This window comes from Amycolatopsis sp. NPDC059657, from assembly GCF_042734395.1.
Lineage (GTDB): Bacteria > Actinomycetota > Actinomycetes > Mycobacteriales > Pseudonocardiaceae > Amycolatopsis.
The window spans coordinates 14,568-27,996 of sequence record NZ_JBHWEB010000119.1 but is presented as its reverse complement, the minus strand read 5'-3'; the positions used below and the strand labels follow the sequence as shown (position 1 = coordinate 27,996).

Here is a 13,429-nt window from a genome sequence, read left to right as displayed (position 1 = left end):
CGACACTCTCATCATCGAACCTCACCGACACCGACCCGGCGCTATGAGAAGATCGCATCCAGCAGATGCCCTCTCTCTTTGTGGTTTGTTGTTCCTTCGCAAGAACAATCATCCCAAGTCAGAGGGCATCTGCGCGTCCACGACACGATCAACTCACCAAGATCCTCGGCGGATCCAGGTTGAGCGTTGCGAAAGTGGCGTTCACGCAGATCGACGAGTGACGGCTAAGCACCCTCGGTCCAATGGCGCTGCAGCCTCGCAACCGCCTCGTCCTTGGTCATGGCCGCCACTTCGGACTCAGGGATGCCGACCCGCGAAATCAGCATGAAGACCAGATCCGCGGGTAGCGCCTCGGCGGGGACCCGCGGCTCGCCCCGATCAGGTTTGACGCCGTCGCGCGCGCAGGCCCAGAAACCCGGCTCGTCGACTTCCAGCTGATCGCGAAGGATGTGCTTCCACAGGCTCGGCCCGTAGTCGGTGCGGTCCACCGGGTGCGAGATCCGGGTCCGCAGGATCCGGCCGTCGACAAGGCCGAGTTCATACGTGACGTGATGCGTTCCCGTCCGGCCGCGCGCATCGCGGACCCGGTGCCATTCTTCGACTTCGCAGAAGGATTCGTGGTCCTTGCGGGTCGGCGGCGGCCAGGTCACCGCGCCGCACCCACGAGCCAGTCGCGCAGCTGGTCGTCGTCACTGAAGCTGATCAGCTGGACGAGTCCCCAGTTGTCGCGGTGGTTCGGCGTGTTCAGCAGCCGCCGCTGCCAATCATCCGCGTACTCGCGCAACGCGTCGATCATCTCGGTGATCGCTTCGTCGAACGAGCCGCCGTCAGCGGAAACCGGGAGTCCCGGAATGAAGACGGACCAACCGCCCGCCTCCGGGACGACTTGAGCGGCAGACGGAACAATCGAAGCCAGGAAGTGACGCAGGCGTTCGACGTCGACCACCGCAGTCCTCGCCGCGTCGCGCCGGACCGTGACGACCCGCCCCTGCTCTGCCGCATCCAGCAAGTCCTTGAAGTGCGTCCTCGCCTCGGTGTAGCTGTCGTAGTGAACAGCACCCATCGCGACCTCCCTGATCAGTACAGCCAGTATCTCCTTTTGAGAGAAGTACGGCAAGTACGTCACGTACTTACTGATCGGCCGCCGACGTCGCCACGCAGCTTCGGTCGTGTTCACCCACCCAAGATATAGTGGCCTGATCCACATGAATATTTCTGGTCGCTGACGATCTTAAACTGTTGTCTTAGACAGTTGTCAGCATTTGGTGCGTGGACGGTCAGCGTGACCGGCAACACTCCTCACCATGACGAATCCAACGCTCAGCAGCGCCCGCAAGTGGGGCACCCTGGTCATCTGCTGCCTCGCCCAGCTGCTCATCGCGCTGGACATGACGGTCCTGCACTTGGCCATCCCCGCCATCTCGGGCTCGCTCAAACCGTCCGCCACTCAGGTCCTCTGGATCGCCGACATGTACGGCTTCGCGCTCGCGGGCCTGCTCATCACCATGGGCAACATCGGTGACCGGATCGGCCGCAAGAAGCTTCTGCTCATCGGCTCGGCCGTGTTCGGCCTCGCGTCGGTGCTGACCGCGTACGCCAACGGGCCGGAGATGCTGATCGGTGCCCGTGCGCTGCTCGGGGTCGCCGGTGCGACGCTCATGCCGTCGACGCTCTCGCTCATCCGCAACGTCTTCACCGACCCGAAGGAGCGCACCGGCGCGATCGGCGCCTGGAGTGGGGTCGCCGTGCTGGGGATCGGCTTCGGGCCGGTCATCGCCGGTACCTTGCTGGCGCACTTCTGGTGGGGCTCGGTCTTCCTGATCAACGTTCCCGTCGTGCTCGTGCTGCTGATCGCCGGCTACTTCGTGCTGCCGGAGTCGCGTAACCCGAACCCCGGCAGGCTGGACGGGCTCAGCGTGCTGCTCTCGGTCGCGGGGATGCTCGGTGTGGTCTACACGATCAAGGAGATCGCGGCGAGCGGGTTCAAGCACACCGATGTGATCGTGGCCGCGGTCGTCGGCGTCGTCTCGCTGCTGCTGTTCGTGCACCGGCAGGGCAAGCTCGACGAGCCGCTGATCGACGTGAAGCTGTTCGCCCAGCGTGCCTTCAGCGCGACGATCGGCACTACCGTGGTCGCCATGTTCGTGCAGCTGGCCCTTTCGCTGGCGCTGGCGCAGTACTTCCAGCTGGTCGTCGGCTGGTCGCCGCTGAAGTCCGGGCTGGCCGGCCTGCCCGGCATGCTGGGCGCGCTGACCGGTGGCACGCTCGCCGGCGTCTTCGTCAGCAAGTTCGGCCGCCGCGCCACCGTGATGCTCGGCTGCGTGCTGTCGTCGACGAGCTTCGTGCTGCTGGCGCAGACCAAGGTCGACGTGAACTACCCGTACCTGGTGCTGTGTGTGGTGCTGTGCGGCTTCGGTGTCGCGATGATGCTGACCGTCGCCACGGACACCGTGCTCGGTGTGGTCCCGAAGGAGCGGGCCGGTGCCGCGTCGGCGATCTCCGAGACCGCCAACGAGCTCGGTGGCGCACTGGGTATCGCGATCCTCGGCAGCGTGCTCGGTGCGATGTACCGGACGAACCTGCAGCTGCCGTCGGACCTGCCCGGCACCGTGGTGGAGCCGATCAAGGAGAACATCGGCGCCGCGGTGGCCACGGCCTCGCAGCTGCCCGGTGACCTGGGCACGCTGATCGCCAACACCGCTCGCCACGCCTACGTCGACAGCCTCGGGATCACCTTCTACGCCTGCGCCGGCTTGATGGCGGCACTCGCGGTCAGCGTCTGGTTCACCATGAAGGGTGTCCCCAAGGTCATCGAGACCGAAGAGGACGCGGTCCCGGAGCCCGTCACCGCGTAGGCACGCGTAGCCTGATCGATCGTGCGTAGCGCAAGTGATGTCGTGGTGATCGGCGGCGGGATACTCGGACTGGCCGTGGCCTGGGAACTGACCAGGCGCGGCACGGACGTGACCGTGCTGGAGAAGGAAGACCGCTGGGCGGCCCACCAGACCGGGCACAACTCGAATGTGGTCCACGCCGGGCTGTACTACAAGCCAGGCTCCTTCAAGGCCAGGATGTCCACCGCGGGCAACCGATCCATAGTGGACTTCGCCAGGCTATACGGGGTCCCGGTCGAAGTGTGCGGAAAGCTCGTCGTCGCGACCAGCGACGACGAGCTTCCTGCGTTGCGGGTGCTGGCGGATCGCGCCGAAGCGAACGGCGTGCCCGCGAAGCTGATCTCGCCGAGCGAGGCCCGCGCGTACGAGCCCGAGGTCTCGTGTGTCGGGGCGCTTCGGGTGGAGTCCACCGGCATCATCGATTTCCCCGCGGTCTGCGGGGCGCTGGTACGGCTGCTCGACGAGACCGGCGCCGATCTCCGGCTCAACACCGCCGCACTGGCCATCAGGTCGACCGATCGCGGGGTCGAGGTGGCCACCGGCGACGACGTGATCCGCGCCGACGCGCTGGTGAACTGCGCGGGCCTGCAGTCGGACCGGGTCGCCAGGCTCGCCGGGCTGACCCCGTCCGCGCGGATCGTGCCGTTCCGCGGCGAGTACTACGAGCTCAAGCCGGAGCGCCGGAACCTGGTGCGCGGCCTCATCTATCCGGTGCCCGACGCCTCGCTGCCGTTCCTCGGCGTCCACCTCACCCGCATGCTCGACGGCAGTGTGCACGCCGGCCCGAACGCGGTGCTCGCGCTGAGCCGTGAGGGCTACGGCTGGGGCGACATCTCCGCGAAGGACCTCGCCGAGGTCGCCCGCTTCCCTGGACTTTGGCGGCTGGCGCGCAAGTACGCCTACCCGACCGGGCTCGACGAGGTTCGCCGCTCGTTCTCGAAGAAGCGCTTCGCGAAGAGCCTCGCCCGTCTCGTGCCCGCCGTGCAGCCGGAGGACATCGTGCGCCACGGCTCCGGCGTGCGCGCGCAGGCACTGCTGCCGAGCGGCGCGCTCGTCGACGACTTCCTGATCGAGACGGCGCCGCACCAGGTGCACGTGCTCAACGCGCCGTCACCGGCCGCGACGAGCGCGCTGGAGATCGCCAAGCATGTTGCCGATCAGGTCGCTTAGCTCGGCAGATTCGGGGTGACGACTGGGATCGCGGCCTTGACCAGGTCGCAGATCTTCGCCTTGTCGTCGAGGTAACCGCTGGTGAGCATCACCGACGAGGTCGGGCTGATCTCCAGCGAGGCGTAGCAGCTGACGCCGTCTTCGCTGGGGTCGGAGAAGAGGGTCCACTTCTTGCCGCCCGCGTCGACCGGCTCGCCGCCCTTGTCGAGATACGGCCATCCCTTGGCGGGCTTGGTGAGCCCGAACCAGAGATCCAGCGGCTTCTGGCCACGGGCGCCGTCGGTGTCCTGCCACTCGCAGCCTGGCTGCTCCGGCTTGGTCTTGCCGAGCTCTTCCATGCCTGCCGCGGTGAGGCCGAGCGCCGTGACCTGGTCCGGCTTGACCATTTCGCAGGCTTTGGCAGCGGCGAGCGGGCTCGGCGGCGCGGACGCTGAAGTCGAAGGGCTCGGCAGTGCCGTGACCGGCGTGCCGCCCTTCAGGTGAGACGAGACCAGCGGCGCGGCGGCCTTGGAAACGTCGCAGGACTTCTCCGGCGTCGTGAGGTTGGTGCCGAGCAGTTCGACGAAACCATTGCCGTCGAGCCTGGTCATCAGCGAGCAGAACGAGTCACCGAAGGGGTTCTTGTAGTGCGTCCACTTCAGGCCGCCGAACTGCAGCTCTTCGGCGACCTGGGCGCCGTTGTAGTACTGGTCGACGGTGATGTCGGCGCTCCACGTCACCGTCACCCCGCCGGACGCGCCGTCCGTGCTCTTGAAGTCACAGCTGGGCGGCAGCTTGCGTGCCTTGTCCGCCTTCGTGAACTTGCCCTTGGGATCGAGCCCCACCGCCGTCGCCTGATCGGCTGGCAGCAGCGAGCACGGGTCCGTGGCCTGCTCGATCGGCCCCTGCCCTGGCTTGGACTTAGCGGAACCGACGACCGTGGTGGTACACGCCGCCAAGAGCGTCAGTCCCGCTAGTGCCACTGCCAGCTTGATCTTCACGCGATGCACCCTAACGCAGTAACGCTTAGCGCACTGGCGAAAGGATTTCTTTGCCGCCGATGAACGGACGCAGCGCCTCGGGAACGCGCACGGAACCGTCTTCCTGCTGGTGGTTCTCGAGGATCGCGACGATCCAGCGGGTGGTGGCCAGCGTGCCGTTGAGCGTCGCGACGGTCTGCGGCTTGCCGTTCTCGTCGCGGTAGCGGATGCCGAGCCTGCGAGCCTGGAACGTGGTGCAGTTCGAGGTCGAGGTCAGCTCGCGGTACGCCTCCTGCGTCGGGATCCAGGCCTCGCTGTCGTACTTGCGCGAAGCCGAGGTGCCGAGGTCGCCTGCCGCGGTGTCGATGATCCGGTACGGCACCTCGATCTTGGCGAGCATCTGCTCTTCCCAGTCGAGCAGCCGCGCGTGCTCCGCCTCGGCGTCCTCCGGCTTGGCGTAGACGAACATCTCGACCTTGTCGAACTGGTGCACGCGGATGATGCCGCGGGTGTCCTTGCCGTACGACCCGGCTTCGCGCCGGTAGCAGGACGACCAGCCCGCGTACCGCATCGGACCTTCCTTGAGGTCCAGGATCTCGTCGGCGTGGAAGCCGGCGAGCGGCACCTCCGACGTGCCGACCAGGTACAGGTCGTCGTCACGCAGGCTGTAGACCTCCGACGCGTGCGCGCCGAGGAAACCGGTGCCAGCCATGATCTCCGGCCGCACCAGCGACGGGGTGATCATCGGGATGAACCCGTTCTCGACGGCCTGCGCGACGGCCATGTTCAGCAGGCCGAGCTGCAGCTGGGCGCCGATGCCGGTGAGGAAGTAGAACCGCGAGCCGGAGACCTTGGCCCCGCGCTCCATGTCGACGGCCTTGAGGCCTTCCATGAGCTCGAGGTGATCGCGCGGGGTGAAGTCGAACTTCGGCGGCTCGCCGACGGTCTTGAGGACCACGTAGTCGTCCTCGCCGCCTTCTGGCACGTCGAGGTGGACGAGGTTCGGCACCAGCCGGTGCAGCGCCTCGAACTCCTCGGAAGCCGAGGTCTGCTCGGCCTCGGCCGCCTTGACCTGCGCGGAAAGCTCCTTGCCCTTGGTCAGCAGCGCTTCGCGCTCCTCGCCCTTGGACTTGCCGACGAGCTTGCCCAGCGACTTCTGCTCGGCGCGCAGCTTGTCGGCACTGGCGATCGCGGACCGCCGTTTGGTGTCGAGGGAGAGCAGCTTGTCGACCACTCCCTCGTCCTCACCACGCGCGCGCTGCGAGGCGCGCACGGCATCCGGGTCTTCGCGCAGAGTCCTGGGGTCAATCACGCGGGCTAGGTTACTCGGAAGCGCACGACCGCCTCGGCAAGGGCGACACCAGCGTCTTCTTGGAGGAAGTGCCCGGCGTTCACGATGACCGGATGGTCACGGCCCTCGGCGCCCGGCATGGTCCGCTGCAGGATCGGCGACATCGGCCCGGTGATCGGGTCGCTGTCCGAAAACGCGCACAGGAACGGCAAATCCAGCTTGGTCAGCATGGCCCAGGCGGCGCGGTTCGCCTCGGACGCCGGGTCGTCGGGACTGTTCGGCACCAGGCCGGGCATCGCGCGCGGGCCGGATTTGAACGTCTCGTTCGGGAACGGAGCGTTGTAGGCGGCCAGCACCTCGGGAGCCAGCCGCGTCCGGCAGCCGGACTGGACGAACCGGCCGATGTCGAGCACCGGCGCCTTCTCGACGGCTTCGCGGAACGACCACCAGACGTCCGGCATCCGTGTGTCGCCGGTCGGCAGCCCGGTGTTGGCGGCGACGACCGCGGCGAACCGGTCGGCGTTCTCGGCGACCAGGCGCAGCCCGATCAGCCCGCCCCAGTCCTGGCCGACCATGGTCACGTCACGCAGGTCGAGCACGTCGAACGCCAGCTCACGCATCCAGCCGACGTGCCGCGCGTAGCTGTGGTCGCCCTTCGACACGGGCTTGTCGGACCGCCCGAAGCCGACGAGATCCGGCGCGATGGCGCGGAACCCGGCGGCGGCCAGCACCGGGATCATCGTGCGGTAGAGGTAGGACCAGCTCGGTTCGCCGTGCAGCAGCAGCACCGGCGGGCCCTCGCCGGCCTCAACGTAAGCGACCCGCACTCCGTCCGAGAGATCGGCGTAGTGCGGGTCGTACGGAAAGTCGGTCAGGTCGGTGAACCGGTCGTCCGGCGTGCGGAGAAGTTTCACCTACCCGACGGTAGCGTCAGGAGATGGCGACGGCCACCACGAGACCGAGCGCGATGTGCACGGCGGCCACGACGATGCTGGCTGGCGCGAACGTCTCGCTCTCGATCGTCGAGCCGACGTCGATGCGGGTCGCCCACTCGAGCAGCCGCACCGCGAGCACCTGGACGACGATCCCGATCAGGCCGTAGACGAGCGAGGTGATCAGGCCCTCGGTCAGGTCGCTGGCCGAGTTCGCGATGGCCACCACGATGATGAAGGCCATCGACAGCATCCCGGACGCGGTCACGATGACCGCGTTCGGCAGGCCTCGGGTGATCAGCTTCGCGAGCTTGCCCGGTGTGGTCCAGTCGATCGCCCAGAACCCGGCGAACATCAAAATCAGCCCGACCACGCCGTAGAGCAGGATCGCGCCGATCCCCCGGACGAGGTTTCCACCGAAGTTCTCCGACAACGCGAGGGTGGTCTGCACAGGGTCTCCAGGTATTCAGGTCTCAAGTGGACGGTGATGCTTGTATCACGACTCGGGGATCCTATGTGGGACAAATGCGGCACCGTCGTCGGTAACGAGACCAGCTGTTTCCCTGATGCCCAGGCCGGCGGCGTTGTCGCCGACCACCCAGGCGCCGAGCGCGGGCCGGAAGCCGTTGAACTCCGGCAGCGGGTCGAACGCCTGGTAGACGAAGCCTTCCGCGCCGTAGACGCCGCCGGTCTGCGTCTCGTAGCCAGGGGCCACGATCGAGACGTTGGCGCCTTCGCGGCCCAGCTTCGGCTTGCGCACGTACTCGGTGAGCAGGCCGGGGTCGTCGAGGAACGCGGGCAGCAGGTTCGGGTGCCCCGGGTAGTTCTCCCAGAGGATCGCCAGCAGCGCCTTGTTTGACAGCAGCATCTTCCACAGCGGCTCGACCCAGAGCGTCGCCGGGATGGATTCGACGGCGAACTTGCCGAACTCCTCCTCGACCAGCCACTCCCACGGGTAGAGCTTCACCACCGTGTTGATCGGCGCCTCTTCGAGGTCGACGAACCGCCGCAGCACGGGGTCCCAGCCGAGCTCCTCGATCGCGAGACCGACCGTGTCGAGCCCGGCCTCGGCCGCGGTCTCCTGCAGGTACGCCGTGGTGACGTGGTCCTCGCCGGTCGGGTCCGCTGTCGACCAGGTGAAGTGCAGCTCCTTCGACGGCAGCCGCTCGCCGACCTCGCCCCAGCGCTCGACCAGCTTCTCGTGGATGGAGTTCCACTGGTCGTCCTCGGGGAAGACGTCGGTCTTCCAGTGCCACTGCACGACGGCCGCCTCGAGCAGCGACGTCGGCGTGTCGGCGTTGTACTCCAGCAGCTTCGCCGGGCTCTTGCCGTCGTAGCGCAGATCGAACCGGCCGTAGGTGTGCGGGTCCTGGCGCCGCCACGACTCCGCGATGTGCGGCCACACCCACTCGGGGATGCCGAAGTCGCGGTAGCGCTCGGTCAGCACGACGTGCTCGACCGCGTCGAGGCACATCGAGTGCAGCACCTCGACGTCCGCCTCGACCGAGAGGATCTCGTCCATCTCGAAGACATAGTGGACCGACTCGTCCCAGTACGGCCGGGCCTGCCCGGTGCCATAGCGCGCGGGAGTGCCGAAAATCAGGCCCTGTTCTTCGACGATCCGCTGCCAGTCCCGCCGAGGGGTACTGGAATCCCTACGCACTTACGAGCCCCCGCTCTTGCCACTGGTGCCGCTGGTTCCGCCACTGCTGCTCTTACCGCTGATGCCGAACCCGCCGCGCTGGACGGTCTTGCCGGACTTGGTGTTCACGGTCGTGCGACCGGACGGCGGGTCGAACGAGCCACCGCGCACCGGCTGGCCGACGAGCCCCTGCCCGCCGTAGTTGTAGCGGTACTGGTTGTAACCGCCACCGCCGGGGATCGGGATGAAGAAGAAGCCACCGGAGTGATAGCCGTTGTGACTCGACACGTACGTCTCGTCACAGTCGTTGTCGTCCTGGACGATGCCGTTCTTGTCGGTGCAGACGGCCGTCGTGGTGCCCTGCGGCGCGGCGACCGTGTAGAAGGTCGCGATCAGCCCGACCAGGCCCACCGTCACACCGGAGCCGATCAGGATCTTCCGCTTGGTCGCCGACTTGCCCTCGGCGACCTGAATCTCCTGCTCGTTCTGCTGTTCCTGGGCGAGCGCCTGCTGGCGGGCGCGCTGCTCACCGAGGGTCGGCGGCCGCACCTGAGTGTTCTCGTCCTGAAAACGCATGGACCCCCGCCGAGGTGGTTCTGGCGGTTGCTGTCCCCCGTAGCTCTGGTCATCCGTCATCGAACGCTCCCAAATCGCATGAAGTCACATCAACACTAGTCACCCGGCTCGCGCGATGTGCGAGCAACGCGGGCATCATGGAGTAGATGTCTCAAGAGCCTGGACGGTTTCGTTCCCCGAGGATCGCGCTCGAAGCGGTGCGTACTCGCCTGGTCATGGCGGGTGCGTTCGTCGGCGCGCTGATCGCACTCGGGCTCAGTGTCGCTTTCTCGTGGACCGATGACGCCACCGGCGGCAGCGGGACAGGGCCAGGCGGCGGCAAGCTGTCGCCAGCCGCGGAGGAGGCGTTCAAGTCTCCGGCGGGCAGTTGCCTCAACTGGAAGCAGAAGGACGCCGCCGACGTCCACATCGTGCCGTGCGCCGAGTCGCACCTGTTCGAGGTCACCAGCGTCGAGGACATCGGCGGCCAGTACCCGAAGGGTGTGCCGACCCCGGACATCTCGCTGTGGGAGCGCATCGCCCAGGAGCACTGCACGGGCAACGCGAAGAACTACCTCGGCAAGCCGCTGGACCCGTACGGCAAGTTCACGGTCAACATCCTGCGCCCGACGGCGGCGCAGTGGGCGGCGGGCAACCGCCAGCTCCGCTGCGGTCTGCAGTGGACAGGTCCCGGCGGCGGGCTGCAGCCGCTGACCGGCTCGGCGAAGGACCAGCAGCAGTCGCTGGTCTGGGAGCCGGGCATCTGCCTCGGCCTCGCCGGCAAGGGCCCAGGCGACCCGGTCGACTGCGCGCGTGAGCACTCGTACGAGATCATCGCCAAGCTCGACCTGAAGACGAAGTTCCCGGACAGCTACCCGTCGCAGGACAACCAGAAGACCTGGTTGGACACCGAGTGCACCAAGGCAGCCGGCGAGTACACCGGCGGCGCCGACCTCGGCGACAAGAAGCTCATCCTCACCTGGGACACCCGCGAGACGGAAAGCTGGGACGCGGGCTCGACGCTGGTCAACTGCAAGGTCGCCGCGAAACTCGAAGACGGCAGCGGCCTCGCGGCGGTCACCGGCAGCGTCAAGGCCGGCCCGCAGGGCGACGCACCGCCGCCGTCCGACTCCGCCTCGGCTTCCCCGACGCCGACCAGCGGCGGCTGACCCGATGCCCGTGGAGATGACGCGACACCGTTTCGAGGAACTGGTGTCCGAGGCACTCGACGAGCTCCCACCCGACTTCGCACGCGCGATGGACAACGTCGTCGTGCTGGTCGAGGAGTTCAACGCCGAGGAACCGTCGATCTTGGGGCTGTACCACGGAATCGCGCTGACCGAGCGCCGCACGGACTACGGCGGCGTGCTGCCGGACCGCATCTCCATCTACCGCGAACCCATCCTCGGCATGTGCGAATCCGAGGACGAGGTCGTCGAGGAAATCCTGATCACGGTGCTGCACGAGATCGGGCACCACTTCGGCATCGACGACGCCCGCCTGCACGAACTCGGCTGGGGCTGACCCGGCGCGAAATCCCCAATGCGTCCTTCGGTCCCTAGAAGCTGACGAATGCCACATTGGGGCCAAGACCTCGCTTGGGGGAGCCCTGGATGACAGGGTGGGGCGATGCTCAAGCTTCTGGACACCCTGGCCGACCGGACGCTCGTCCCGGGTTACACCAAGCTCGGCTATCGCCTGCGCAGCAAGGGCTGGGCGCCGCTGCAGGGCATGCGCGGCAAGCGCGTGCTGGTCACCGGCGCGAACAGTGGACTGGGGCGAGCGGCCGCGACGAAGTTCGCGGAGCTCGGGGCGACCGTTCACTTGGGAGTCAGAGATCTCGTCAAGGGGCAACAAGCCAAAGAAGAGCTGGCCGAACGGTTTCCCGATGCCGAACTCCACGTCGAACTCTGCGATATGTCCCTTGTGGACACCGTCAGGGAGTTCGCGGCCGAGTTCGTGGCCAGGCACGACACGCTCGACGTACTCGTCCACAACGCCGGGGTGCTGCTGCCGAGCAGGCAGGAGACCAGTGAGGGCAACGAAGTCACGCTCGCCACTCATGTGCTCGGGCCGTTTCTGCTGACCGGCATGCTGGTGCCCGCGCTGATCAGGGCGAAAGGCCGGGTCATCTTCGTCAGCTCGGGCGGGATGTACAGCCAGAAGCTCTACGACCAAGATCCTCAGTTCCGCCAAGGAAAGTACCGCGGCGCGACCGCCTATTCCCGGACAAAACGGATGCAGGTCGTGCTCGCGAGCCAGTGGGCCGAACGGCTCAAGGGTGACGGGATCACCGTCCACAGCATGCATCCGGGCTGGCGGCGACGCCGGGTGTCAGCGACTCGCTTCCCGGGTTCGCGACCGTCATGGGACCACTGCTGCGGGACGCCGACGAGGGCGCCGACACCGTGGTGTGGCTGGCATCCGCACCGGAAGCCGCACGGGAAACCGGGCTGTTCTGGCACGATCGGGCACCCCGGCCGGCGCACTACTTCCCGTGGACTAAGGAATCCGCAGCCCAGCGCGCGAGTTTGTGGGCTTTCTGCGAGGAAACCACCGCCGAAGCATGATCGGGAACTCGTAGTGAAGACTCAACCACTCTGAGAGACATTCTGCGGTAGCCTCTAACGCACAGTCAGTGAACGACTCCGACTCGTGCTGGGGAGGCACAATGAGCGAAGCCGTGAGCTCAGGGGCAGACCGAAGACTTCTTTGGTTGCTGTCGTCGAGCGCGGTCTCCAATCTCGGCGATGGCATCGGCAAAGTGGCGTTCCCCTTGCTCGCGGCCACGCTGACCCGCGACCCCGTGCTCATCGCCGGACTGTCGGCGACGCAGTTCCTGCCGTGGCTGTTGTTCGCGCTGGTCGCGGGCGCGCTGGTGGACCGGATCGACCGCCGCAAGGCGATGATCTACGCGAACCTCGCGCGTGCCGTGGTCGTCGGCGCGATGGCGGTGCTCGTCTACACCGGCGGCGTGACGATCGCGGTCGTCTACGTGGCGGCGTTGCTGATCGGGACCGCGGAGACCATCGCCGACAGCGCGGCCAACGTGCTCATCCCGGCGGTCGTCGACCACGACCGGCTGGAGAGCGCCAACAGCAAGCTCCAGGCCTGCGAGATCGTCGGGCAGACGTTCCTCGGCGGACCGATCGGCAGCGCGACGTTCGCGTTGTTCGCGGTCTTCCCGTTCCTGCTCAACTCGGCGGGTTTCGCACTGTCGGCGGGACTTCTGATCGCGCTCGCCGGCTCGTACCGCGCCAAAAATCCAACGCCGAGCGCCGAGCCGACCCGGCTGCGCGCGGATCTCGCGGAGGGCATCGGCTGGCTCGTGCGGCATCGGCTGATGCTGCGGCTGGTGGTCATCGCCGGGCTGGTCAGCCTCACTTCCGAGCTGGCGCAAGCACAACTCGTGCTCTACGCGCTCGAAGACGCACAGCTGAGCGAAGCGACCTTCGGCTTCTTCGCGCTCATCGGCGGCGTCGGTGGGCTCATCGGTGCCGCCGTGGCACCGAAACTGATCAAGCGGACCAGCCGCGGCTCGGTGCTGAGCAGCGGGATCGTCTGCTGCGGACTCGGCATCGGCGGGATGGGCCTGATCACCCAGCCCGTGGTGTCGGCGACGTTGTTCGGCCTGTTCGCGGCGGCGATCGTGGCGGTCAACGTCGTGCTCGGCACCGTCCGGCATTCCTTGGTGCCCAGCGAGTTCCTCGGCCGCGTGCTCGGCGTCTGGCGCACGGTCGCCTGGGGAGCGGTGCCGGTCGGCGCGCTGCTCGGCGGGCTGCTGACCCGCGCGCTCGGCACGTCGAGCGCGACCTTCCTGGTCTCCGGGGTGCTGCTGATCGGCATCGGCGCGTTCTCCGCAACGGCGTTACGGACGTTTTCGCTGGACGTCCGTCCGGTAACAGCCTGCGCACAACCGTGAATTAGTGCGATCGGCCCGATGAATTACGGGCGTTTTGGTGCTGAAATATCAGCCGACCCTGCAG

14 protein-coding genes are annotated in these 13,429 nt (G+C 67.1%); 6 read left to right on the top strand and 8 right to left on the bottom strand.

Going from position 1 to position 13,429, the window contains the following annotated elements; translation table 11 throughout:
• Window positions 1–224: 224 nt before the first annotated feature.
• Together ACFV15_RS39450 and ACFV15_RS39445 are read right to left on the bottom strand one after the other, a co-directional pair.
• Entirely contained in the window at window positions 225–650 is a 426-nt protein-coding gene (locus ACFV15_RS39450) for a cytotoxic translational repressor of toxin-antitoxin stability system (protein WP_378357415.1), read from the bottom strand.
• On the bottom strand, window positions 647–1,177 hold the full coding sequence (locus ACFV15_RS39445) for a prevent-host-death protein (protein ID WP_378357413.1): 531 nt from the start codon (window positions 1,175–1,177) through the stop codon (window positions 647–649). The genes ACFV15_RS39450 and ACFV15_RS39445 overlap by 4 nt, the downstream gene beginning before the upstream one ends.
• A gap of 127 nt (window positions 1,178–1,304) precedes the next feature.
• On the opposite strand from ACFV15_RS39445, the gene ACFV15_RS39440 reads away from it, so the two are divergent.
• Entirely contained in the window at window positions 1,305–2,855 is a 1,551-nt protein-coding gene (locus ACFV15_RS39440; protein ID WP_378357411.1) for an MFS transporter, read from the top strand.
• Window positions 2,856–2,876: 21 nt separating this feature from the next.
• Complete coding sequence (gene lhgO, locus ACFV15_RS39435; RefSeq protein WP_378357410.1) at window positions 2,877–4,064, top strand: L-2-hydroxyglutarate oxidase; 1,188 nt, start codon at window positions 2,877–2,879, stop codon at window positions 4,062–4,064.
• Here the strand turns inward: lhgO and ACFV15_RS39430 are convergent.
• The 6 genes from ACFV15_RS39430 to ACFV15_RS39405 are packed head-to-tail and all read right to left on the bottom strand — an operon-like array spanning window position 4,061 to window position 9,464.
• Window positions 4,061–5,044: a DUF3558 family protein gene (locus ACFV15_RS39430; RefSeq protein WP_378357408.1), complete on the bottom strand. Its 984-nt coding sequence runs from the start codon at window positions 5,042–5,044 to the stop codon at window positions 4,061–4,063. The two genes, lhgO and ACFV15_RS39430, sit on opposite strands and share 4 nt — an antisense overlap.
• A gap of 25 nt (window positions 5,045–5,069) precedes the next feature.
• A complete protein-coding gene (gene serS, locus ACFV15_RS39425; protein WP_378357406.1) occupies window positions 5,070–6,335 on the bottom strand; it encodes a serine--tRNA ligase in 1,266 nt (421 codons plus the stop codon).
• 5 nt (window positions 6,336–6,340) lie between these two features.
• On the bottom strand, window positions 6,341–7,228 hold the full coding sequence (locus ACFV15_RS39420) for a haloalkane dehalogenase (protein WP_378357405.1): 888 nt from the start codon (window positions 7,226–7,228) through the stop codon (window positions 6,341–6,343).
• Window positions 7,229–7,244: 16 nt separating this feature from the next.
• Window positions 7,245–7,697 (bottom strand): DUF350 domain-containing protein, encoded by a 453-nt coding sequence (locus ACFV15_RS39415; protein ID WP_378357404.1) that lies wholly within the window; start codon window positions 7,695–7,697, stop codon window positions 7,245–7,247.
• A 45-nt stretch (window positions 7,698–7,742) separates the two neighbouring features.
• A complete protein-coding gene (locus tag ACFV15_RS39410; protein ID WP_378357403.1) occupies window positions 7,743–8,909 on the bottom strand; it encodes a glutathionylspermidine synthase family protein in 1,167 nt (388 codons plus the stop codon).
• Window positions 8,910–9,464, bottom strand: coding sequence for a hypothetical protein (locus tag ACFV15_RS39405; protein WP_378357401.1), 555 nt, complete (start codon window positions 9,462–9,464; stop codon window positions 8,910–8,912).
• A 146-nt stretch (window positions 9,465–9,610) separates the two neighbouring features.
• Between ACFV15_RS39405 and ACFV15_RS39400 the strand changes: the two genes are divergently transcribed.
• The 4 genes from ACFV15_RS39400 to ACFV15_RS39385 all read left to right on the top strand — a co-directional run bounded on the left by ACFV15_RS39400 (window position 9,611) and on the right by ACFV15_RS39385 (window position 13,365).
• Entirely contained in the window at window positions 9,611–10,612 is a 1,002-nt protein-coding gene (locus ACFV15_RS39400) for a septum formation family protein (protein ID WP_378357400.1), read from the top strand.
• Window positions 10,613–10,616: 4 nt separating this feature from the next.
• Entirely contained in the window at window positions 10,617–10,967 is a 351-nt protein-coding gene (locus ACFV15_RS39395) for a metallopeptidase family protein (RefSeq protein WP_378357398.1), read from the top strand.
• 105 nt (window positions 10,968–11,072) lie between these two features.
• A complete protein-coding gene (locus ACFV15_RS39390) occupies window positions 11,073–12,047 on the top strand; it encodes an SDR family NAD(P)-dependent oxidoreductase (RefSeq protein WP_378357396.1) in 975 nt (324 codons plus the stop codon).
• 67 nt (window positions 12,048–12,114) lie between these two features.
• The gene (locus ACFV15_RS39385; RefSeq protein ID WP_378357395.1) at window positions 12,115–13,365 is read left to right on the top strand and encodes an MFS transporter; all 1,251 of its coding nucleotides are present in this window, start codon (window positions 12,115–12,117) and stop codon (window positions 13,363–13,365) included.
• The last annotated feature ends 64 nt before the right edge of the window (window positions 13,366–13,429 follow it).

Bases quoted from the DNA above. Each gene is read 5' to 3' on its own strand.
- ACFV15_RS39440 (WP_378357411.1), top strand. From the start codon at position 1,305: ATGACGAATCCAACGCTCAGCAGCGCCCGCAAGTGGGGCACCCTGGTC.
- ACFV15_RS39405 (WP_378357401.1), bottom strand. From the start codon at position 9,464: ATGCGTTTTCAGGACGAGAACACTCAGGTGCGGCCGCCGACCCTCGGT.
- ACFV15_RS39400 (WP_378357400.1), top strand. From the start codon at position 9,611: ATGTCTCAAGAGCCTGGACGGTTTCGTTCCCCGAGGATCGCGCTCGAA.
- ACFV15_RS39395 (WP_378357398.1), top strand. From the start codon at position 10,617: ATGCCCGTGGAGATGACGCGACACCGTTTCGAGGAACTGGTGTCCGAG.
- ACFV15_RS39390 (WP_378357396.1), top strand. From the start codon at position 11,073: ATGCTCAAGCTTCTGGACACCCTGGCCGACCGGACGCTCGTCCCGGGT.
- ACFV15_RS39385 (WP_378357395.1), top strand. From the start codon at position 12,115: ATGAGCGAAGCCGTGAGCTCAGGGGCAGACCGAAGACTTCTTTGGTTG.